Annotated in this window: 19 protein-coding genes; 13 read left to right on the forward strand and 6 right to left on the reverse strand. The window is 64.9% G+C overall.

All coding sequences use genetic code 11. The features are described 5' to 3' along the window. Positions 1–83 precede the first annotated feature (83 nt). From HD883_RS17990 to HD883_RS18005, 4 genes are all read left to right on the forward strand, one after another. The gene (locus tag HD883_RS17990) at positions 84–2735 is read left to right on the forward strand and encodes a DNA topoisomerase III (RefSeq protein ID WP_179583002.1); all 2652 of its coding nucleotides are present in this window, start codon (positions 84–86) and stop codon (positions 2733–2735) included. Positions 2736–3212: 477 nt separating this feature from the next. Next, on the forward strand, positions 3213–3791 hold the full coding sequence (locus HD883_RS17995; protein WP_179583000.1) for a hypothetical protein: 579 nt from the start codon (positions 3213–3215) through the stop codon (positions 3789–3791). Then, entirely contained in the window at positions 3788–4336 is a 549-nt protein-coding gene (locus HD883_RS18000; RefSeq protein ID WP_373563398.1) for a hypothetical protein, read from the forward strand. Before HD883_RS17995 ends, HD883_RS18000 begins: the two co-directional genes overlap by 4 nt. Before the next feature lie 283 nt (positions 4337–4619). Then, positions 4620–5093, forward strand: coding sequence for an SET domain-containing protein (locus HD883_RS18005; RefSeq protein ID WP_179588476.1), 474 nt, complete (start codon positions 4620–4622; stop codon positions 5091–5093). Positions 5094–5231: 138 nt separating this feature from the next. Here the strand turns inward: HD883_RS18005 and HD883_RS18010 are convergent, their stop codons facing one another. Next, a complete protein-coding gene (locus tag HD883_RS18010; protein ID WP_179582998.1) occupies positions 5232–5972 on the reverse strand; it encodes a glycine zipper 2TM domain-containing protein in 741 nt (246 codons plus the stop codon). A 155-nt stretch (positions 5973–6127) separates the two neighbouring features. On the opposite strand from HD883_RS18010, the gene HD883_RS18015 reads away from it, so the two are divergent. Beyond that, positions 6128–6370: a DUF3717 domain-containing protein gene (locus tag HD883_RS18015; protein WP_179582996.1), complete on the forward strand. Its 243-nt coding sequence runs from the start codon at positions 6128–6130 to the stop codon at positions 6368–6370. Between the two features lie 121 nt (positions 6371–6491). Here the strand turns inward: HD883_RS18015 and HD883_RS18020 are convergent, their stop codons facing one another. Together HD883_RS18020 and HD883_RS18025 are read right to left on the reverse strand one after the other, a co-directional pair. Continuing rightward, positions 6492–7340, reverse strand: a complete 849-nt coding sequence (locus HD883_RS18020; protein WP_373563399.1) for an NUDIX hydrolase — start codon at positions 7338–7340, stop codon at positions 6492–6494. Positions 7341–7565: 225 nt separating this feature from the next. Next, on the reverse strand, positions 7566–8477 hold the full coding sequence (locus HD883_RS18025) for an AraC family transcriptional regulator (RefSeq protein ID WP_179588475.1): 912 nt from the start codon (positions 8475–8477) through the stop codon (positions 7566–7568). 350 nt (positions 8478–8827) lie between these two features. Here HD883_RS18025 and HD883_RS18030 point away from each other — a divergent pair, with 350 nt between their 5' ends. The 6 genes from HD883_RS18030 to bfr all read left to right on the forward strand — a co-directional run bounded on the left by HD883_RS18030 (position 8828) and on the right by bfr (position 16132). Further along, a complete protein-coding gene (locus HD883_RS18030; RefSeq protein ID WP_179582992.1) occupies positions 8828–9595 on the forward strand; it encodes an SDR family oxidoreductase in 768 nt (255 codons plus the stop codon). A gap of 275 nt (positions 9596–9870) precedes the next feature. Next, positions 9871–11289: an efflux RND transporter periplasmic adaptor subunit gene (locus HD883_RS18035; protein ID WP_179582990.1), complete on the forward strand. Its 1419-nt coding sequence runs from the start codon at positions 9871–9873 to the stop codon at positions 11287–11289. A 97-nt stretch (positions 11290–11386) separates the two neighbouring features. Continuing rightward, on the forward strand, positions 11387–13423 hold the full coding sequence (locus HD883_RS18040; protein ID WP_179582988.1) for a MacB family efflux pump subunit: 2037 nt from the start codon (positions 11387–11389) through the stop codon (positions 13421–13423). Between the two features lie 101 nt (positions 13424–13524). Then, on the forward strand, positions 13525–14904 hold the full coding sequence (locus HD883_RS18045) for an efflux transporter outer membrane subunit (RefSeq protein WP_373563438.1): 1380 nt from the start codon (positions 13525–13527) through the stop codon (positions 14902–14904). A 207-nt stretch (positions 14905–15111) separates the two neighbouring features. Continuing rightward, positions 15112–15414 carry a (2Fe-2S)-binding protein gene (locus HD883_RS18050; RefSeq protein WP_179582986.1) on the forward strand — a complete coding sequence of 101 codons (303 nt, stop codon included), beginning with the start codon at positions 15112–15114 and terminating at the stop codon, positions 15412–15414. A 238-nt stretch (positions 15415–15652) separates the two neighbouring features. Then, on the forward strand, positions 15653–16132 hold the full coding sequence (gene bfr / locus HD883_RS18055) for a bacterioferritin (protein WP_179582979.1): 480 nt from the start codon (positions 15653–15655) through the stop codon (positions 16130–16132). 150 nt (positions 16133–16282) lie between these two features. Here bfr and HD883_RS18060 read toward each other — a convergent pair whose 3' ends face one another. Both HD883_RS18060 and HD883_RS18065 read right to left on the reverse strand, forming a co-directional pair. Then, the gene (locus HD883_RS18060) at positions 16283–16978 is read right to left on the reverse strand and encodes a hypothetical protein (RefSeq protein ID WP_179582970.1); all 696 of its coding nucleotides are present in this window, start codon (positions 16976–16978) and stop codon (positions 16283–16285) included. 71 nt (positions 16979–17049) lie between these two features. Further along, on the reverse strand, positions 17050–18675 hold the full coding sequence (locus tag HD883_RS18065) for a peptide chain release factor 3 (RefSeq protein ID WP_179582968.1): 1626 nt from the start codon (positions 18673–18675) through the stop codon (positions 17050–17052). 196 nt (positions 18676–18871) lie between these two features. Between HD883_RS18065 and HD883_RS18070 the strand changes: the two genes are divergently transcribed. Then, positions 18872–19282, forward strand: a complete 411-nt coding sequence (locus HD883_RS18070) for an MbcA/ParS/Xre antitoxin family protein (protein WP_373303048.1) — start codon at positions 18872–18874, stop codon at positions 19280–19282. Continuing rightward, positions 19279–19962 carry an RES family NAD+ phosphorylase gene (locus HD883_RS18075; protein WP_179582964.1) on the forward strand — a complete coding sequence of 228 codons (684 nt, stop codon included), beginning with the start codon at positions 19279–19281 and terminating at the stop codon, positions 19960–19962. The genes HD883_RS18070 and HD883_RS18075 overlap by 4 nt, the downstream gene beginning before the upstream one ends. Before the next feature lie 76 nt (positions 19963–20038). Here HD883_RS18075 and otnI read toward each other — a convergent pair whose 3' ends face one another. After that, positions 20039–20860, reverse strand: a complete 822-nt coding sequence (gene otnI / locus HD883_RS18080; protein ID WP_179582962.1) for a 2-oxo-tetronate isomerase — start codon at positions 20858–20860, stop codon at positions 20039–20041. Positions 20861–20924 lie beyond the last annotated feature (64 nt).

Consider the following 20924-nt stretch of genomic DNA (forward strand, 5'->3'; position numbering starts at 1 on the left):
CTTGCACTGCTTAAAAATCCCCCCGTATCATCCGGCGCTTCGACGCACTTTATTTGGCGTCGGCTCTGTTCAACTGGATTTCAATGGGCAAGACACTGATCATCGCCGAGAAACCCTCGGTAGCGCTGGATATTTCGCGAGCCCTGGGCGGCTTCAAGCGCGAGGGCGAGTACTTCGAAAGCGACGAACACGTCCTTTCCTCGAGCGTCGGCCACCTGCTGACGCTCGTCGCACCCAACGACCCGGTCAAGGGCAAGTGGAGCTTCACGCACCTGCCGGTGATTCCGCCCGAATTCGGCCTGGGTCCCGCCGACAAGCGGTCGGAAGAACGCTTGCGCCTGCTGGTGCGCCTGCTGAAACGCAAGGACGTCGATGCCGTTATCAACGCCTGCGACGCGGGACGCGAGGGAGAACTGATCTTTCGCTACATCGTCCAGTACGCCAAGACGAACAAGCCGATCCAGCGCCTGTGGCTGCAGTCCATGACGCAACAGGCAATCCGCGACGCGTTCAACGACCTGCGCAGCGACGCCATCATGCAGCCGCTCGAAGCGGCGGCACGGTCGCGCGCCGAGGCCGACTGGCTGGTCGGCATCAACGGCACGCGGGCCATGACTGCGTTCAACAGCAAGGACGGCGGCTTCTTCAAGACGCCGGTCGGCCGGGTGCAGACGCCCACGCTGGCCATCGTGGCCGAACGCGAAGAACGCATCCGCAAGTTCGTATCGCGAGATTTCTGGGAAGTCCGTGCGCAGTTTGCTGCGGCGGCGGGCACCTATGACGGCCGCTGGTTCGATCCCAAGCACACCAAAGATCCGCTGGACCCGGAAAAGCGCGACTCGCGCGTCTGGACCCAGGCTGCCGCCGACGAGATCGTGGCGGCATGCCGCGATGGCGTGGGCACGGTTACGGAAGAATCCAAGCCGTCGAGCCAGCTGTCGGGCCTGCTGTATGACCTGACCACGCTGCAGCGCGAGGCCAACTCGCGCTTCGGCTTCTCGGCCAAGACCACGCTGTCGCTGGCGCAGACGCTGTACGAACGCCACAAGGCGCTGACCTACCCGCGGACCGACTCGCGCTATCTGCCCGAAGACTATATCCAGACCGTCCAGCAGACCATGCAGACGCTGACCGAAGGCAAGCCCGCCTACGCGCAGCATGCGTCGACGATCATCAAGAATCAGTGGGTCCGGCCCAATCGCCGCATTTTCGACAACAAGAAAGTGTCGGATCACTTTGCGATCATCCCGACCCTGCAGGCTCCCCGCGAACTGAGCGAGGCCGAAGCCAAGCTGTACGACATGGTCGTCAAGCGCTTCCTGGCCGTGTTCTTCCCGGCGGCCGAATTCCTGCTGACCACCCGCATCACCGAAGTGAACACGCATCGCTTCAAGACCGAAGGCAAGGTGCTGGTGAATGCCGGCTGGATGGCCGTGTATGGCCGCGATACGGTCGGCGAAGACGCGACCCTGACGGCCGTGGCGCCCGACGAGAAGGTCAAGACGCAAAGCGTCGAGGCCGTGGGCCTGGCGACCAAGCCGCCCGCGCGCTACACCGAAGCGACGCTGCTGTCGGCCATGGAAGGCGCTGGCAAGCTGGTGGAAGACGAAGAACTGCGCGAGGCCATGTCGGCACGCGGGCTGGGCACCCCGGCCACGCGCGCGGGCATCATCGAAGGCCTGATCAACGAGGTGTACCTGCGCCGCGAAGGCCGCGAACTGGTGCCGACCGCCAAGGCGCGCCAGCTGATGACGCTGCTGTCGGGCCTGGACGTGGACGAACTGACGTCGCCGGAACTGACGGGCGAGTGGGAACACAAGCTCAGCCAGATCGAACAGGGTGCACTCGCACGCGAAGCCTTCATGCAGGAAATCGCGCGGATGACGGAAGTGATCGTCAAGCGCGCGAAGGAATACGACCGCGATACGGTGCCCGGCGACTACGCGACCCTGACCACGCCCTGCCCCAAATGCAGCAAGGTGGTGAAGGAAAACTATCGCCGCTATGCGTGCACGGCGTGCGACTTTTCGATCGGCAAGCATCCCGGCGGCCGCACTTTCGAGCAATCGGAAGTGGAAGAATTGCTGGCCAAGAAAGAGATCGGCCCGCTCAACGGATTCATCAGCAAGATGGGCCGGCCCTTCTCGGCCATCTTGCGCATCACCGACGAGTTCAAGCTGGAATTCGACTTTGGCCAGGCCGATGACGAAGCGGCAGAAGCCATCGACTTTTCCGGCCACACGCCGGTCGGCCCGTGCCCGAAGTGCTCGAACCGGGTGTTCGAATGGGGCATGAGCTACCTGTGCGAAAAGTCGGTGGGGCCGGAACGCAGCTGCGACTTCAAGTCGGGCAAGGTGATCCTGCAGCAAGACATTTCGACCGAACAGATGGGCAAGTTGCTGAACGAAGGCCGTACGGATCTGCTGCAGAATTTCGTGTCCAGCCGCACCAACCGCAAGTTCAAGGCGTTCCTGACGCGCGGTCCGGACGGCAAGGTGGGCTTCGAGTTCGAGCCGCGTCCGGCCAAGCCGGGCAAGGCCCCGGCCAAGACGGCGAATGGTGAGGCCGCCGAGGCCGGCACGGGCCGGGCACCCGCCAAGAAGGCTCCTGCAAAGAAGGCAGCAACCAAGAAGACGGCAGTGAAGAAGACTGCCGTCAAAAAGGCCGCTGCCAAGAAGGCGCCCGCGAAAAAGGCCGCGGCCAAGAAAGCGGCGGTAAAGAAGGCTGCTGCATAAGGGAATGCAGGTCCGACTGGATGCAGGCCCGAAGGGCTGCAGGTCCGAGGCGGTCGCCGTCCCGGACCTCGATCCTCATCCGGCAGATGTCGAAAGCCCATGCAAATGCATGGGCTTTTTTCTTGATCAGCCGCTGGATATGGCGCGACGCGTCCCGTGCAATCGCGCACAGGACCCTGCGGCTTCGTTCACGCGGCCAACCGTAATGCAGAGCAGGATCGCGGCTATTGCAGAGCACGACGCTAAGCGCTCTAACCATCAGCAACACATCCCCCTGCTCTCCTTACAACCCAGACGCGTCTTGCGCGGCTGCGCACCACAGTCCAAGCTGAATGCCCGGGGTAGACTCAATGCGCTCTTGCGCGCCCGTTGCCTGCAGCATCGTTCCACCCCGATTGTTCCGCCGCACGATGTACCCGCGCGCCGTCCTGCGCGGGTGTTCACCCCGCGTCTCTTTCCGTCACCCACGAGGTCAGCATGTCGTTCAATGCACCCCCCATCACCGCCCGGCTGGCGAATCGCACTGCCGACGCCCGCCGCCTTCCATCGGTCCCGCTGCTTGCCCTGACATTGATCGCCGCGCTGTCGACCAGCGCCTGCAGTTCGCTGTTCCATGAAGGCGCGTCGACGGCAGCCGGTATCGGCGGCGCCGCGATTGCATCGCAGGTCACGACCAACGCCACGGTGGCATCGGGCATCGGCCTGGGTGTGCTGGCCGCGGCCGAAGCGGGCGTGAAGCACATCGAAAAACGGTATCACCGCAATCAGCAGGACCGCATCGCGCAAGTCGCGGGCAACCTGGCGGTGGGCCAGGTGGCGCAGTGGGAGAGCTATCACAAGCTGGAGATCGAGCCGAACGTGCGCGGCCGCGTGACCGTCAACCGCGAGATGGGATCGGGCGCGCTGACGTGCAAGGAAATCGTCTTTTCCGTGGATGACGTGAAAGAGGAAGTGCCCCGCAGCGGCTTCTATGTGGCGACCATCTGCCGCGACGTGAACGCGTGGAAATGGGCGTCGGCGGAACCGGCGACGCAGCGTTGGGGAGCCCTGCAGTGATCCCCGCCGTATCGCGCATCGGACAGGCACCCCACCGCCGCTGGTTGCGGGTTGCGGTCATGACCGCATCGATGTCGACCGTGGCGGCGGTGATGAGCGGCTGCGGATCGATCGGCGGCTTTACCGGCGCGGCAGCGGGCATCATGACCGGCGCGGCGACGGGCAACCCGGCCATCGGTATCGGCGTTGGCGTGGCCGTGCGGTCCGCGACCGATGCCGGCGTGGCCAAGGTATTCCGCGACATGCAGCGCGCCGAACAGGACCAGGTGGCGCAGGCGGCCGGCCAGATGGCCGTGGGCGAAAGCCGGCTGTGGTCGGTGCATCACCGTCTGTCCTACAACGACGCACGGGGCGAGGTCACGGTCTTGCGCAATATCGACAATGCCCTGGCGCCGTGCAAGGAAGTGGCCGTGTCGGTGGAAGGCGGCAAGAAGGATGCGATCACGTGGCAGTGGTTCACGACGCAAGTCTGCCAACATTCCAGCGGCGCGTGGCAGTGGGCCGCCGCCGAACCGGCCGTGGAACGGTGGGGAGTGCTGCACTGATCGCGTGGCCCTGGGCGCGCTGCACTAACCGCGCGGCCTTGGCAGCGTTGCCTGATCCCTGTTTACTGTAACCCCGCTGACTGCGCAGGCAGCCTGCCATGCGACAATCCGCGGACCCGCCGCACCGATCGATCATCGTGCGGCCGGGGTTTGCACCCTTTCGTCCTTCAGCGCTTTTTATCTTGATGCGTCAATGACAAGCCAGCCCGCTCCTTCTTCCCGCCAGCCGTCCGCCGAGATGCCGGATGACGACACCCCTGACGCCAACGATACCTTCGACGCGATGGGGATTCCGCCCAAGCCCTGGCATGTGGTCAAGCGTTCCCGCATCCACGGCAATGGCATCTATGCCAAACGCAAGATCCCGGCAGGCGTGCGGATCATGGAATACATCGGCGAGCTGATCAGCAGCGCCGAGGCGGACCGCCGTCATCCGGTGAATCCGGACGATCCTTTCCATACCTTCTTTTTTGCGCTGGGCAACGGCAAGGTGATCGATGGCAGCCAGGGCGGCAATGACGCCCGCTGGATCAATCATTCGTGCGAGCCCAATTGCGAGACGGAAGAGACCGATGACGGCCGCATTTTCGTGGTGTCCTTGCAGCCGATTCCGCGTGGCGAAGAACTGTTCTACGACTACGGCCTGGTGATCGACGCGCGCTATACGCAGAAGCTCAAGGACGAGTACAAGTGCCTGTGCGGATCGGCGCACTGCCGCGGCACGATGCTGGCACCCAAGGCGCGCAAACGAAAATGACATCAGTGCACTGACGGATGAGGTCAGTGCACTGCGGGATAATCAACGTGCACTGACGATCACATCAGTGCACTGACGGATATTGCAGGTGCACTGACTATCCATTCAGTGCACTGACAAGCTTCCCCGCCACACGCCTTAACCGGCGTCGTTCACCCGGACCGACTGCATGCCGGACTCGACGTTGCGCGAGCTGACGCGGCCATTGATCACACGCACCGGATCGCCTTCGCGCCAGTTGTAGGGCGAGGCGCTGCGGAAGGTGCGCGTGGTGCCGTTGTCCATGCGGACCGTCATCTGATAGCTGGTCGTGCTGCGCACGTGCTTTTCGACTTCATGACCCGCCAGCGCGCCACCGGCCGCGCCCAGCAACGTCAGTGCCGTCCGGCCATTGCCGCCGCCGAACTGATTGCCGACCAGGCCGCCGACGACACCGCCGCCAACTGCCCCCACACCACTGCCCTGGCCTTCGACCTTGACGGCACGTACGCTGGTGACGACACCGCAATCCGAGCAGCGATTCACGGCGGCAAGCCGTTGTGGCGCGGGCTCTGGGGCGCGCTCGACCGGTGCGCGTTCGACTGCACGTTCAACAGGCTCGGCGCTGCGCACCGGCGCCATGGCGGTCGTCGTGGGGCCCTTGCCAAAACGGCTGGCAACCGTGTCGGCTTCCAGCTCGCGCGCATCGGCGCTGAGTTGGCTTTCCGGTCCGGACTTGGCCATCGGAGAGGGCAGGACGCCTGTCATGACGGCGACGGCTACGCCTGACATGATGATGAGACACACGGCTGCCGCAGCGATCAGCGGATGCAGCGACGCGGCGCCGCGCTCGCGCCTGATCACTGGAAATGGGGCGCCAATGCGTTTGAATGGGGACATGATGAGGCTCCACACGTAAGATTCACGTAAGGTACATCCAAGCCTGTTCCAAGGCTGTTTCCGGCGTGCACAAGCTCAGCAGGTTTGTGTTTCGAGCATGTCGAAATGTGACGGGCTGTTGCGCGGGTGCCGCGTAGAGGGCTCAGAATAGGGGCATGCACATGACCTTGAACGACATCGAACAAGCCATCAACTTCTGGCGGCAACGTCATCCGTCGACGGGCGAAGAGCAGCGCCTGTGCGCCGAAGCCAACGCACTGGCGACGCCGTATGCGCAGATGATCATGGCGCATCAGCGCGAGATCGACCTGGAAACCTTGCCGAAAACGGCGCAGCGCGCGCTGGCCGTCTGGTTCGAGCACCGGACGCGGCAGGCGCAACAGCAGGCACAGCAGTAGGAAGGATCAACGGGCAGACTGGTGCCCCGCGATCCATGCCGTCGCCGTAGTCATACCGCCATGATGCGATCGCCAATTTGCGGGGCATGTGATCGGCGATCAGGCGGCATGGACTCCACAGTCAGCGCGGCAAGGCCAGGCGCCGCAATGCATCGCGTTCGACGCCGGTCTGGATCCCACGCGCGTCCAGGCTCAACAGCAAGGACAGGGACGCTTCAAGCGTGAAGGCGCCGTCGGCCAGCAGGCCCAGCACTTCCTTGACTGGCGCAGCCCGGATCGCGATGACTTCGCCGTCCTGGTTTTCTGGCTGCGCGTCCTTGTCGAGCACACAATCGACCACCGTCACGATCTCGACCTGGTAGCCCTCGGGCAAGACGCGTTCAACCCGGAACTGGCCTACGCGGTGGCTGTTGGCGAGGGCCGACGCATGCAGTCCGGCTTCTTCCCAGCTCTCGCGTTCCAGCGCAAATTCCGGCGTTTCCCCCGCACTGATCAGTCCGCCCACCAGGGTGTCCCACATGCCGGGGTCGGTGTTCTTGGTCAGCGCGCGCTGCGCGATCCACAGGTCGCCGTCGGGCGTCCAGGCGTCCAGGTGCACGGCATGCGTCGCGATGCCCAATGGACGCACGGCGGCCCGTTCGATCACGCCACGCACCTCCCCCTTGTCGTCCACCACATCGAGCAGTTCGTTGCGCCAGCCGGTCAGGCGGCCGGCCGCATACAGGGTCTTGGCCACGCGTTCCATCAGTGCACTGACGGTTGCGGTGGGCCAGCCCAAGGCGCCCACCAGTTGCGCCTGCGAGGGCAGAAAGTGCAGCGTGGTGGGGTCCAGCGCAAAGTCGGCGGACAGGTCGGTCAGCAGTGCGGGAACGTCGGCCGCGACCCAGCCGCAGGCGCGGCCGGCGATGCGCAGTTCAAGGGAAGTCGATGGGACAGGCACCCGGGCCCGGTCAAGAAGAAAATCCAGCACGCTGTTTGGCACCTCATGAGTTGAGTGAGATTGTGCCGCAAAGGGCGATGCGGGGGTCTGTCCAAACGTAATGGCAGCGGGGGGGGCGTCCTGTCAGGGCGGCACGGATAGTCGGCCCCGCAGATCAGAATGGCGACGATGCAGGGGCGCGCCGCGCCGCAGCGGCAGCGGCAGCGACAGCGACAGCGACAGCGACAGCGACAGCGACAGCGACAGCGACAGCCATCAGTGTGCGGTCACGTACCGCCCGCCTTCTGATCGAGCCGGTGTCAGCGCAAACAACGTCTTCATGTAGCCGGCCTCTTCCACCGGGCTGCGGCCAAAGAAGCGTTTGAACTCGCGGCTGAACTGCGAGGGGCTTTCATACCCCACCCGCGCCGACGCCGCCGCGGCCGTCAGCCCCTGCCGGATCATCAGCAGCCGCGCCTGATGCAACCGCGTCGACTTCAGATATTGGATGGGCGACGTGTGCGTCACGGCCTTGAAGTGCGCGTGGAAGGCCGGTCCGCTCATGCCCGCCTCACGCGCCAATTGGCCAACATCCAGCGACGACGCGTAGTCGGCATGAATCCGCCGCAACGCCTTCGCGACCTTGCCGAACTGCCCCTGGCTGGTGAGCGCAGCCCGCAAGGCGCCGCCCTGCTCGCCCATCAGCACCAGGTATGCGATCTCGCGCACGATGGCGGGGCCAAGGACTTGCGTTTCGACCCGCGAGCGCAAGGCCTCGAGCAACCTGACCGCCGCCGCGGCCAGCCGGTCGTCGAGCCGGGTGGCGACCATGCCCCGCGGCGCGTCGGCGATCGCGGCATCGGCATGGTCCAGCGTCATCAGCAGATCGGACAGCATGGCCAGGTCGATGCGCAGCGCCACGCCCAGCATGGGTTCGTCGGCGGACGCTTCGGTCTCGGTTGAAAACGGCAGCGGCACGGACAGCACCAGGTAATGCTGCGCGTCGTACACGTAGACCTGGTCGCCAAAAAAGCCGCGTTTGCGGCCCTGGCAGACGATGACGATGCTGGGTTCGTACAGCACCGGGGTGCGCCCCAGCGGCCCGTTCGCGCGCATGTAGCGCACGCTGTCGAGCGGCGATTGGGTGTATCCCTCGGACGGCGCGAGTTCCTTCAGCAGGTCGATCATGCGCTGCTGCTGGGTGTGCTGCGATGTGGGGTCGGCGCGGTTCGCGGGGACGTGCTTCGGGAGATCGGACATCAAGGTCATGGTGGATCTGCCAGGGTAGGTGGCGTGGTGGGACAACGTTGTGATGTCGTGACTGCAGGGCGTGGCGCCGCCGTGTTGCCGACATGGAAATGTGCCATGAATCGGTCGGTATACGCCACGTGGCAATGAAGCGGCATAGGAATAGGCAAGACTCGGATAGCCCTGGCCATTCGCACCGGTCCATGGGGATCCTAGGATGGAGGCCTTGTCGAACGGCAGGCGTTGTTCGCCCCGCCCGCTGTTCCGCTTCTCTTTCAAGGACATGAACCATGACGACGACCACTCCCCCTGTTCAGACACTTTCGACGACCGACCGCAAAGTCATCCTGATCACCGGCGCCAGCAGCGGCATCGGTGAAGCGACAGCCCGCCGCCTGGCGCAGGCCGGCCACACGCTGATGCTCGGCGCGCGCCGGGTCGACCGCCTGCACGTCTTGGCCGACGACCTGCGCGCAACCGGCGCCACGGTGCACGTCCAGGCGCTGGACGTGACGCAGCTGGACAGCGTGCAGGCCTTCGCGACCGAAGCGCAGCACCGCTTTGGCCGGATCGATGTGATCGTCAACAATGCGGGCGTGATGCCGCTGTCGCGGATCGACGCGTTGAAGATCGATGAATGGAATCGCATGATCGACGTCAACATTCGCGGTGTGCTGCATGGCATTGCGGCCGTATTGCCCATCATGCAGGCGCAGCGGTCAGGACATGTGATCAATGTGTCGTCGATCGGCGGCCATGCCGTGAGCCCGACCGCGGCGGTGTATTGCGCAACCAAGTTCGCCGTGGCCGCGTTGTCGGAAGGACTGCGGCAGGAAGCGGGTGCGGACCTGCGCGTCACTGTCATTTCTCCGGGGGTGACAGAATCGGAATTGGCCGAAAGCATTTCCGATGAAGGCGGCCGCGAAGAAATGCGCACCTTCCGCCGCGTCGCCATCCCCGCCGATGCCATTGCGCGCGCGATGGAATACGCGATCAACCAGCCGGCCGACGTGGACGTCAGCGAGATCATCGTGCGCCCGACCGCCAGCCCGTATTGAGCCCAGGGCATGGCGGGGCGCCAGGACGCCTCGCCGCCCTTTTTATCTGAAATCTATTTCAATGAATTTCGCGATGCCCTGAAGCATTGCGTTACGTCTGGCCATTGCGCACACTGGCGCCGCTCATCCTTGCGCGGCGCCGTGGTCGGCGTTGCGTCGTTTATGAATCGACTGCTGCGTTGATGCCCATGCCAGTACCTGCTTCCCCTTCGTCTTCTGCCCGCCACGGCGCGCCACCACACGCCCAGCCAGGTGCTCGGCCGCGTGGCTTGTCGATGCGCCGCGCCGTGATCGCCGCAGTGATCCTTGCCGTCCTTGGGGCGGGCGGCTACATCGCGTGGAAGCAGATGTTCGCGGCCAAGAGCCCGCGCGAGCTGTACCAGATCGTGCCGGTGACGCGGGGCGACCTGGAAGACCTGGTGTCCGCCACCGGCACCTTGCAGCCGCGCGAATACGTGGATGTGGGCGCGCAGGTGTCGGGGCAGTTGAAGAAGATCCACGTGGAAGTGGGGTCTGTCGTGACCGAGCGCGATCTGCTTGCCGAGATCGACCCGACCGTGTTCCTGGCCAACGTGGATGCCCGGCGCGCGGGTCTGCGCAATCAGAAGGCGACCAAGCTGGATCGCGAGGCGCAACTGGTGCTGGCCGAATTGCAGTTCAAACGCCAGGAAGCATTGCGGGCCGAAGGCGCGACCAGTGCCGACGCCTACCAGCAGGCCGAGGCCGCGTTGAAGTCGTCGCGCGCGCAGATCGCGGCGCTGCAGGCGCAGATCGAGCAGACCGAATCGACGCTGCGGGCCGACGAAGCCAACCTGAATTACGCGAAGATTTACGCGCCCATGAGCGGCACGGTGGTGTCGATCACGGCGCGGCAGGGACAGACGCTGAACAGCAACCAGTCGGCGCCGATCATCTTGCGGATCGCCGATTTGTCGACCATGACCGTGCAGACCCAGGTGTCCGAAGCGGACGTGAACAAGCTGCGTCAGGGGATGGATGTGTACTTCACGACGTTGGGCAGCAGCGGCCAGCGGTGGTGGGGCACGCTGCGCAAGATCGAGCCGACGCCGACCGTGACCAACAACGTGGTGCTGTACAACGCCCTGTTCGACGTACCGAACGCCAACCGCGCGTTGATGACGTCGATGACGGCGCAGGTGTTCTTCGTTGCCACGTCGGTCAAGGACACGCTGCTGCTGCCGGTGGCGGCGGTCCAGCAAGGCAATCGTGGCCCGCGGGCCGGGCGTGAGGGGATGCAGCAGGGACCGGGTACGGGTCGCGGGGCAGGCGCGGACCGCGCGTCGGCAGGCTCGGTGCCGGGCTCGCGCGACGGCGCGAACGCGCGACCCAGCGCCGCCGCGACTGCTGGCGCCGCGACTGCGGGCGCCACGGCTGCCGAATCGACGGGCCAACCTTCCGCCAACGCCGACGCACCAACGCGCCGCCCTTCCCGCGGTCCGCGCCGCGCCACGATCCAGGTGCTGACGGCCGACGGCAAGATCGAGGAACGGCAGATCGAAGTGGGCGTGAGCAACCGGGTGCAGATCCAGGTGCTGTCCGGCCTGGAAGAAGGCGAGCAGGTGATTGCCGGAGTGCGTCAGCAGGCGACGCCGGCACGCGGGGCATCGGGCAACGCCATGCCACCGGGCGCGATGCCTCCGGGCATGCCCGCCGGCGCCCCGCGTGGGCGATGAGGCGCGACGCATGACATCCGGCATTCCTAAGACACAAGACACGAGCCCCGCCACGGGCCCTGGCATCGGACATGACATTGGCCACGGGCCAGCCTCCATGCCCACCGACGACGCCCCGCCGCTGATCGAACTGACGGGCGTCACCAAGACCTACCGCAATGGCGACCTGGCCGTTGAGGTGCTGCACGGTGTGGACCTGACGATTCGGGAAGGCGAGTTCGTGGCCTTGATGGGCGCATCGGGCTCGGGCAAGTCGACGCTGATGAACATCCTGGGCTGCCTGGATCGCCCCACAACCGGCAGCTACCGCTTCATGGGCCAGGACGTGTCGGGCCTGTCGCGCGACGAACTGGCGCGGCTGCGGCGCGAGGACTTCGGTTTTGTCTTCCAGAGCTACAACCTGATCGCCACCGCCAGCGCGATTGAAAACGTCGAAGTGCCGGCCATGTATTCCCATATGGATCCCGACGAACGCCGTGCGCGGGCCGCCTCGCTGCTGGACGAGCTTGGCCTGGGCGAGCGCGGTCATCATCGTCCGAACCAGTTGTCGGGTGGACAGCAGCAGCGGGTGTCGATTGCACGTGCACTGATGAATGGCGGACGCATCATCCTGGCCGACGAGCCGACCGGCGCGCTGGACAGCAAGAGCGGCGCCGATGTGATGAAGCTGCTGGCCGACCTGTCGGCACGCGGCCATACCGTCATCCTGATCACGCACGCCCGCGAAGTGGCGGATCATGCGGACCGGCTGATCGAGATCAAGGACGGCAACATCGTGAGCGACGCCGGACCGTCCAAGCCGGTACGCGGCGCCGCATCGGATGCAACATCGGATGCCGCAGCAGACGCCGCATCAGGCGCCGCGTCGGATGCCGCATCAGACGCCCCACCCCGCCAAACCAACGCCTTCGTGCCACCCGTGCACCGGCAGACAGGCTCAAGCCTCAGCGACATGGTCGAAGCCGCCCGGATGGCGCTGCGGTCCTTGCGCGCCAACGTGTTCCGCGCGGTGCTGACGCTGCTGGGCATCGTGATCGGCGTGGGGTCGGTAATCACCATGCTGGCAATCGGTGATGGCGCCAAGCAGGCCGTGATCGACCGCATCAGCGCCATGGGGTCGAACCTGTTGCTGGTGCGGCCCGGCGCGCCGAACCAGCGCGGCTTCAACAGTACGGCCACGCTGGTGCTCAATGACGTGTACGCGATCGACAAGGTGCCCAATGTGCTGGCTGCGGTGCCCGAGCAGAACAGTTCGGCCACGGTGCGCCAGGGCAATGCCGACTACAGCACCAGCATCAACGGCACGTCGGCCAAGTTTCCGATCGCCCGGCAGTGGCCGGTGGCACGCGGCACCTTCTTTTCGGAGCAGGACGAGGCCGACTATGCGACCGTGGCCGTGCTCGGATCCACAGTGGCCAAGGCGCTATTTACGGACGGCAGCGATCCGGTCGGCAAATTCATTCTGGTCAACAACCTGATCTTTCAGGTGATCGGCGTGATGAGCGACCGGGGCGCATCGCCCATGGGCTCGGACCAGGATGACATTGTGTTCGTGCCCTACGCGACCAGCAGCCTGCGCCTGTCGGGGCAGCGCTTTCTGCGCAATGTGACGGTGGCCGTGGACGACCTGAAGCAGATCGACGACACGCAGGCCGCGGTCGAAACCGTGCTGCTCGAGCGCCATGGCGTGGTCGATTTCCAGATCCGCAACATGGCGTCGATCATCGAGACCACCGAGCAGACGCAGAACACCATGACGATCCTGCTGGGGTCGATTGCCGCCATCTCATTGTTGGTGGGGGGCATAGGCGTGATGAACATCATGCTGGTGTCGGTCACGGAGCGCACGCGCGAGATCGGCATCCGCATGGCGACCGGCGCGCGCGAGGGCAACATCATGCAGCAGTTCCTGATCGAAGCCGTGGTGGTGTCGGCGCTGGGCGGCGCGATCGGCGTGCTGGGCGGCCTGGGCGTGGCGGCGGTGGTCGGCGCCTTTGGCACACCCATTCAGTATTCGATTGCGCCCGTGCTGCTGGCCTTTGGCTGCGCCTTTGCGACCGGTCTGGTGTTCGGCTACCTGCCAGCCAAGAAAGCCGCCAAGCTCGACCCCGTGGTCGCCTTGTCGGCGGAGTGATCATGACGTTTTCACCCTTTCGTATGGCTCGTTTTCACATGTCCTGCCGCCGCCCGCCTCGTTCCTGCACCCCGCCGTCTCGTCGCAACGCTGCCTTGGCCGTGTCCCTCGCCATGTTCCTGGCGATCACCGGTTGCGCCACCCGCATCGACAGCGTGCCCCCCCAACTGGACCTGCCGGTCGCCTTCGCCGAGCCGTCACCCTCGGACCGGCAACTGGACCTGGAATGGTGGCGACGTTTCGAATCAGGCGAGCTGGTGTCGCTGGTGGACACCGCCCTGGCCGCCAGCCCCACGCTGACCATCGCCGCCGAACGGGTCGTGCAGGCGGAGATCACCGTGCGGTCGGCCGGCGCAACCTTGTTCCCGGCGTTGAGCCTGAACGGCACCACGGCCGACCGGCGCAACAATCCGGGCACGTCCAACGCCGCGTGGAGCAATACGCAATCCACCGGACTGACCCTGGGGATCAGCTACGAAGTCGACCTGTGGGGCCGGCTGGCAGCGACCCTGCAGGGCACACGCGCCAATCTGGCGGCCAACCGCTACGACTACGAAACGGCCCGGCTCGCATTGACGACGGGAGTGGCCAATGCCTATTTCCAGGTGATCGCGGCGCGCGTGCGGCTGCAGATCGCCCGTGACAACCTGGCGATTGCCGAACGGGTGTTCAACATCGTGGAGATCCGGCAGCGCAATGGCGCGGTGTCGGACCTGGACGTGTCGCGGCAGCGCACGACGGTGCTGGCCCAACGGGCCGCGATCCAGCCGCTGGAAGTCCAGGGCCGGCAGGCGGAAAGCGCCCTGGCGATCCTGCTTGGACGCGCGCCGCAAGGCTTTACGGTGCAAAGCGCCAGTTTTGACGGGATCGCCATTCCCGAAGTGGGCGCCGGCTTGCCGTCGGACCTGCTGGTGCGGCGCCCCGACCTGGCCAGCAGTGAAGCGCAGCTGGCCGCCGGGGACGCCAACGTGGCGGTGGCGCGGGCCGCGCTGCTGCCCAGCCTGTCCCTGTCAGGATCCACAGGTCTGGCCAGCGCCGCCCTGCTCTCCCTGGCCAACCCGGCGTACAGCATGGGCCTGACCGGCAGCCTGGCGCAGACGCTGTTCGACGGGGGCCGGCTGCGCAATCAGGTCGCCCTGACCGAGTCGCAGCGCCGCGCCCTGGTCGAAACCTACCGGAACGCGGTGCTGGGCTCCTTGAAGGAAGTGGTAGACGCGCTGTCGAACATCGACCGCAACCGCAATTCGGAGATCGCCCAACTGGAAATCCGAGAAGAAGCGGCCCGCACGGTGCGGCTGTCGGAATTGCGCTATCGCCAGGGCGCCGACGACATCACCATCCTGCTGGATGCGCAGCGCACGCTGTTTTCGGCCCAGGACAGTCTGGTGCAGCTGCGGCTGGCCCGCCTGACGTCCGCGCTGGACCTGTTCAAGGCCCTGGGTGGGGGTTGGCGCAACGATCTGGCGGTGGCCGGCCGCTAGGCGATTTCCCGGAGTCCGCACCCGGGTTTTCCTGGGAAAGTGAGCCGTCACCCTCGGCAAACCCAGCAGTGACGCGGCTCGCGCCCGCCTCCACCGTTGCATCTACGATGTAAGGCCACTTGCATTCACTCGAAAACTTATTAATAATTACTCTCATTCACATCGATATCGAGGCTGGTCCTGCCAGCCCCGCAACGGTAACGCCCTATGTACGTCTGTGTCTGCAATGCCATTACAGAACGTCAAGTGCGCGACAGCGTAGCTGCCGGCGCGAACACCCTGTCCGATCTGCAGTTCGACCTGGGCGTGGCCACGTGTTGCGGTTGCTGTGCCGATACGGCGCGGCAATACCTGCCGGCTGGCGCGGGCGCCTGCAATGCGGCCTTCGAAGCCGACATGGTCGTTGCGAACCGCCCGGCGCCCGAAGTGGCACCGGCTGCCGCCGCGCCAACCCGGTCCAGCGCCACGACCCGCCGCTTCCCGGTGCACCGTATCGCGAAGGCTGCCTGACACGGCTGCCTTACAACGGCCGCCTGCAACAGCCGCCTGACACCGCCGCAGCGGCAGCCTGAAAACGGCACCCGGACCCACCCGCTGCCCCGGTATTCCTGCCAGGGCAGTTGAGACCTCGTCTCATATCCATTTCGCTTGTTAGTCGCGGTGCGAATCACCCGGTGACGTACGGTCGCCGGGTTTCTGCGTCTTCGGTGCTAACCTCTCGTTCTTCACGAATACTGCGGGGTGCATCATGAAAGGCGACAAGACCGTTATCCAACATCTGAACAAGCAGCTCACCAACGAGCTGACGGCGATCAACCAGTACTTCCTGCATGCCCGCATGTTGAATCACTGGGGTTTTGGCCGCCTGGGCAAGCACGAATACGACGAGTCGATCGGCGAAATGAAGCACGCTGACCTGCTGATCAAGCGTATTTTCATGCTGGATGGCCTGCCCAACCTGCAAGATCTGCACAAGCTGCTGATCGGCGAAAACGTGCCGGAAATCCTGGATTGCGATCTGCAGCTGGAAACGCTGTCGCAAGCCACGGTCAAGGAAGCCATGGCCTACTGTGAAAGCGTTCGCGACTACGTGTCGCGCGACCTGTTCCAGAAAATCCTGGACGACACGGAAGAGCACATCGACTATCTGGAAACGCAGATCGGCCTGATCGATCAGGTCGGCATCCAGAACTACCTGCAATCGCAGATGGACGAACAGGGCGACTGATTGCCTGTTGCGTGAATGGTGGCGCGGTTACCCGCAGCCGCCAGAAAGACCAAGGCCGCGTTGCACCAGGTGCACACGGCCTTTTTTTACGCCCGAAAAGCAGGGTCAGGTATGGCAGGGTCAGTGATGGCAGGGTCAGTGATGGCGGGATCAGTTATTCCCGGTGCGCGGGCATTCGGCGATTTTGCCCCAGCCATCATTCGGGCCGCAGTGCCGCCATTTGGCCTGTTCGACACAGATGGCGCGGCTGACAAAGCCCTGTTCGGAACAGCGTTGCAGATCGGTGCGCAGCGCCACCATCCAGCCTTCGCCACCCGAACCGGCGGACGATGCGGCAGCCGCCGATGCCGGCATGGGCGTGGGCGGGGTGATCGGGCCCTGGGCCACGGGCGGCGACATGTCGGTCGCGTCCACCGTGGCGATCGGGGCCATGGGAGCCTGCGGCACGGATTGCACCACCACGGGCGGGGCGATGCTGGTCTTGCCTTCTTCGTACTGTTCCTGCAGCTTGTGCAGGTCCGGCGCCTGCGTCGACAGCACGGTGTCGGGCGGCGGCGTGCTGAGGGCGGACACCATGGGAATCGGCGCGGCCGGCTGAACGGGGCGGCGGGGAACGCCGCGGGTGCCGTCCAGGCGGGGCTGGGGCGGTTCCGGAACGAAACGGCTGGCGTCGATCTGTGCGATCGGCGCTTCGGCGGAGCCGGGCCGGTTTTCGGGAATCGGTGCGCCGGCAGCGGTGACGATGTCGGCCGGTGCGTGCCACGATAACCATAGTCCCAACAGGAAGCCGGCCAGCACCACTGCGCCCAGACCGCCGAGCGCCATGTAGATGTGCTTGCGTTGCATGTCGTTCACCTCTTTCGATGACGCGCGACGGGCAAGCCTGCCGTCGTCACGCCATCCTTCTAGTCGGCCTCTCAGGCGAACGCGGAATCGCCCACCCGGGTCTTGAATACCTGGCCGCCGTGCTCGCGCAGCGCATGGAACTGCACCTTGGGATAGAGCTCTTGCGCCACCCGCAACTGTGCCGACGATCCGGACAGGAATGCGGGCGCATCGACCACGTCGTACGCGATGTTCTGGGCGTTGGCATCCATGAATTTCTTCAAATCCTTGGGGTCATCCGCCGTGATCCACCGCGCCAGCGAATATCGGGTCGACATCATCCGTGCAGCCACGCCATATTCGCTTTTCAAGCGATGCGCGACCACTTCAAATTGCAACTGCCCGACAGCACCCAGCAACAAAGCGCCGCCCGCGACAGGTTTGAAAACCTGGATCGCGCCTTCTTCGCCCAACTGCGTCAAACCGATACGCAATTGTTTGGTCCGGAGCGGGTCGGCCACTTCTACGGCCTGAAACAACTCCGGCGCAAAGAAGGGCAATCCGGTGAAGGTCAGGGTCTCGCCTTCGGTCAGGACATCCCCCAAATGGAGGACGCCGTGGTTCGGGATGCCGATAATGTCGCCCGCAAAGGCCTCTTCAAGCAGTTCCCGCCGCTGCGACAGGAAGGACACTACGTTGTTCGGACGCGTTTCCTTGCCGGTGCGGCTGACCTTCAGGCGCATGCCGCGCTCGAAACGGCCGGAACACACGCGCACGAAGGCGACACGGTCGCGGTGGGCCGGGTCCATATTGGCCTGGACCTTGAACACCACGCCGCTGAACTTGGCTTCATCGGGAATCACTTCGCGTTCGAGCGCATGGCGGGGACCGGGCGAGGGCGCCAGGTCGACCAGTGCGTCCAGGATTTCGTGCACGCCGAAGTTGTTGATGGCCGACCCGAAGAACACCGGGGTCTGGCGCGCATCCAGGAACGCCGCCTTGTCGAACGGCTGGGAGGCCGACGAGATCAGTTCGATTTCGTCTTTGGCCTGCGACCAGGCAGTGTTGAAGCGCTGGGCGATTTCCGGATTGTCGATGCCGTCGATGACGTCTTCATCTTTTTGCGCAATCCGGTCGCTGCCGGGGCGAAACACCCGCATGCGGTCGCGGCGGATGTCGAACACGCCGCCGAAGGACTTGCCCATGCCGACCGGCCACGAGAAAGGCACGGCGTCCATGCCGATGTGCGATTCGATTTCGGCCAGCAGGTCGAGCGGTTCACGCACTTCACGGTCCATCTTGTTCACGAACGTGATGATGGGCGTGTTGCGCGCGCGGCAGACCTGCAGCAGGCGAATGGTTTGCGGTTCGATACCGTTGGCGGCGTCGATCACCATCAGGGCCGCGTCGACGGCCGTCAGCACCCGATAGGTATCTTCGGAAAAGTCCTGGTGACCCGGGGTGTCGAGCAGGTTGATCACGGTGTCGCGATATTCGACCTGCATGACGGATGACGCGACCGAAATGCCGCGTTGCTTTTCGATTTCCATCCAGTCGGACGACGCGTGGCGGGACGCCTTGCGCGCCTTGACGCTACCGGCGATCTGGATCGCGCCAGCGAACAGCAACAGCTTTTCGGTCAGCGTGGTCTTGCCCGCGTCGGGGTGGGAAATGATGGCGAAGGTGCGTCGCCGGGCGACTTCATTGGAGAGGCTCATTTGGGATCCATTTTACCCTGCCTGCGGACCCCTCGTCCGAACGGACCGGGGAAAGCGCCTTGCCACGGGGGCAGGCACTGCGATGACTCGATCAGCACTAATCTCATTTGAGATTATTAGTTGAAACTCGTCTTGAACAGGAATATGCTGAAGGCGTTCATGAATCGGCCGATTGATCCCCGGCTCACCTTTAGTGATCGCCATGCCTGCCATCGCCCCCAAGCCCGCCGCTCTTGATACCCTGCCCGCCTCGGCCGCGGCGCTGCGTACCTTCTTGCGTATTGCCGACGCCTGGCAGCTGGACCCGGACGCGTCCGCCACGCTGCTGGGCGTGCCGCGCTCGACGCTGTACCGATGGAAGAAAGACGGCCCGCCGGCTCCCCTGCCGCGCGACACCCTGGAACGCCTGTCCTTGATTTTCGGGATCTACAAGGCGCTGCAGGTGCTGCTGCCCGAACCCGAACGGGCCGACGCCTGGCTGCGGCGGCCCAACACCGCGCCGCTGTTCAGCGGCAGTCCGGCGCTGGACCGCCTGCTAAGCGGCATGACCAGTGATCTGTACGTGGTCCGCGCCTATCTGGACGCGCAACGCGGAGGCTGGACATGACCGTCAAGACCACGCGTATCCGATGGACCTGCCATCGCCTCGTTCCCAGCCGTTTTCCCCCCACCAGCCTGTACGACCGCGTGGCCGACCCGGCCGACCTGGACATCATTTTTGCCATTGAAAACCTGACCAATCCGCGCGTGCGCGACGAAGTGGGCGCGCTGCAACTGGTGCCGGCCGCCGACCGCGTGAGCGGCGAAGGCACGACGCCGATCATGGCGGCGTTTACGCACCTGAACCCGGCGGGCAGCCGCTTTACGGATGGATCCTGGGGGGTGTACTACGCCGGCGAATCGCTGGAAACGGCGATTGCCGAAACCATGTATCACCGCGCCCGCTTCCTGGCCGCGACCAGTGAACCCGCCATGGAAATCGACATGCGGCATTACCTGGCCAACCTGTCGGCGTCCTTGCACGATGTGCGCGGCAAGCAGGCGGAATTGCCTGGCCTGTATGACCCGGTGGACTATTCGGTGGCGCAGCGTTTTGCACGCACCCTGCGCACCGACAACAGCTGGGGCATCGTGTACGACAGCGTGCGGCGGCCCGAAGGCCAGTGCGTGGCCGTGTTCCGGCCCAAGGCGCTGGCGAACTGCCGGCAGTCCCAGCACATTGCGTTTGTGTGGGACGGCAGCAAGATGAGCGGCTGGTATTCAAAGTCGGCGATCACACCGGTGTAAACAGAGATGGGTCAGGGTCACCCTGCCCGGGGATGAAGGCAACGGGAATCGGCTCGCGTTGGCCGCATCGGTGTGATCAGCTCCCGCGCTTCAACCACGGCTGCACCCATCCCAGACCCCGCGTTGTCCCCCCCGTTTCCGCGCCATACCGCGGGCGGTATTCGGCGCCGATCCAGCCGTCCCATCCACATTGCGCCGACACCGTGTCGATCACGTCGAACAGGTGCGCGTAGTTCACTTCGCCCTGATCGGGTTCGTGCCGATCGGGCACCCCGGCGATCTGCAGGTGGCCCACGCGCCCGGTGGGCAGCAGCGCGCGCAGCTTTGTCGTCAGGTCGCCTTCCATGATCTGGCAGTGGTACAGATCCATCTGGACCCGCAGGTGCGGCGAGTCGATGTCGGACACGATGGCGTGCGCGTCGGCCTGGCGATTCAGCAGATAGCCGGGCATGTCGCGGGTGTTGATCGGTTCGATCAACAGGGTGCGGCCGGCGGTGCGCGCCTGGTCGGCGGCCCAGGACAGGTTCTCTTTATAGGTGTCGAGACACAATGCCCGGTCGACGCCTTCCGGCGCCACGCCCGCCATGACGTGGATGCGTGGACAGGCAAACGCGTCGGCGTAGGACAGCGCCGCGTCGATGCTGCTGCGAAACGCATCCTGCCGGCCCGGCAATGCGGCCAGGCCCCGTTCGCCGGCCAGCCAGTCGCCCGGGGGCGCGTTCATCAACACGTTCAACAGGCCGGCGTCTTGCAGACGCGTGGCCAAGGCGTCTTTTTGCCAGTCGTACGGAAACATGAATTCGACCGCCTGAAATCCGTCCCGCGCCGCTGCAGCGAAACGATCCGGAAAGGCGTGCTCGGCATACATCATGGACAGGTTGGCGGCGAAGCGGGGCATGGGCGGTCCTGGAGTGCATGTCGGAAGGGGCGATCCGCAGCACGATAGCCGATTGCAGGCGGCG

It is taken from the genome of Pigmentiphaga litoralis, from assembly GCF_013408655.1.
GTDB lineage: Bacteria > Pseudomonadota > Gammaproteobacteria > Burkholderiales > Burkholderiaceae_B > Pigmentiphaga > Pigmentiphaga litoralis_A.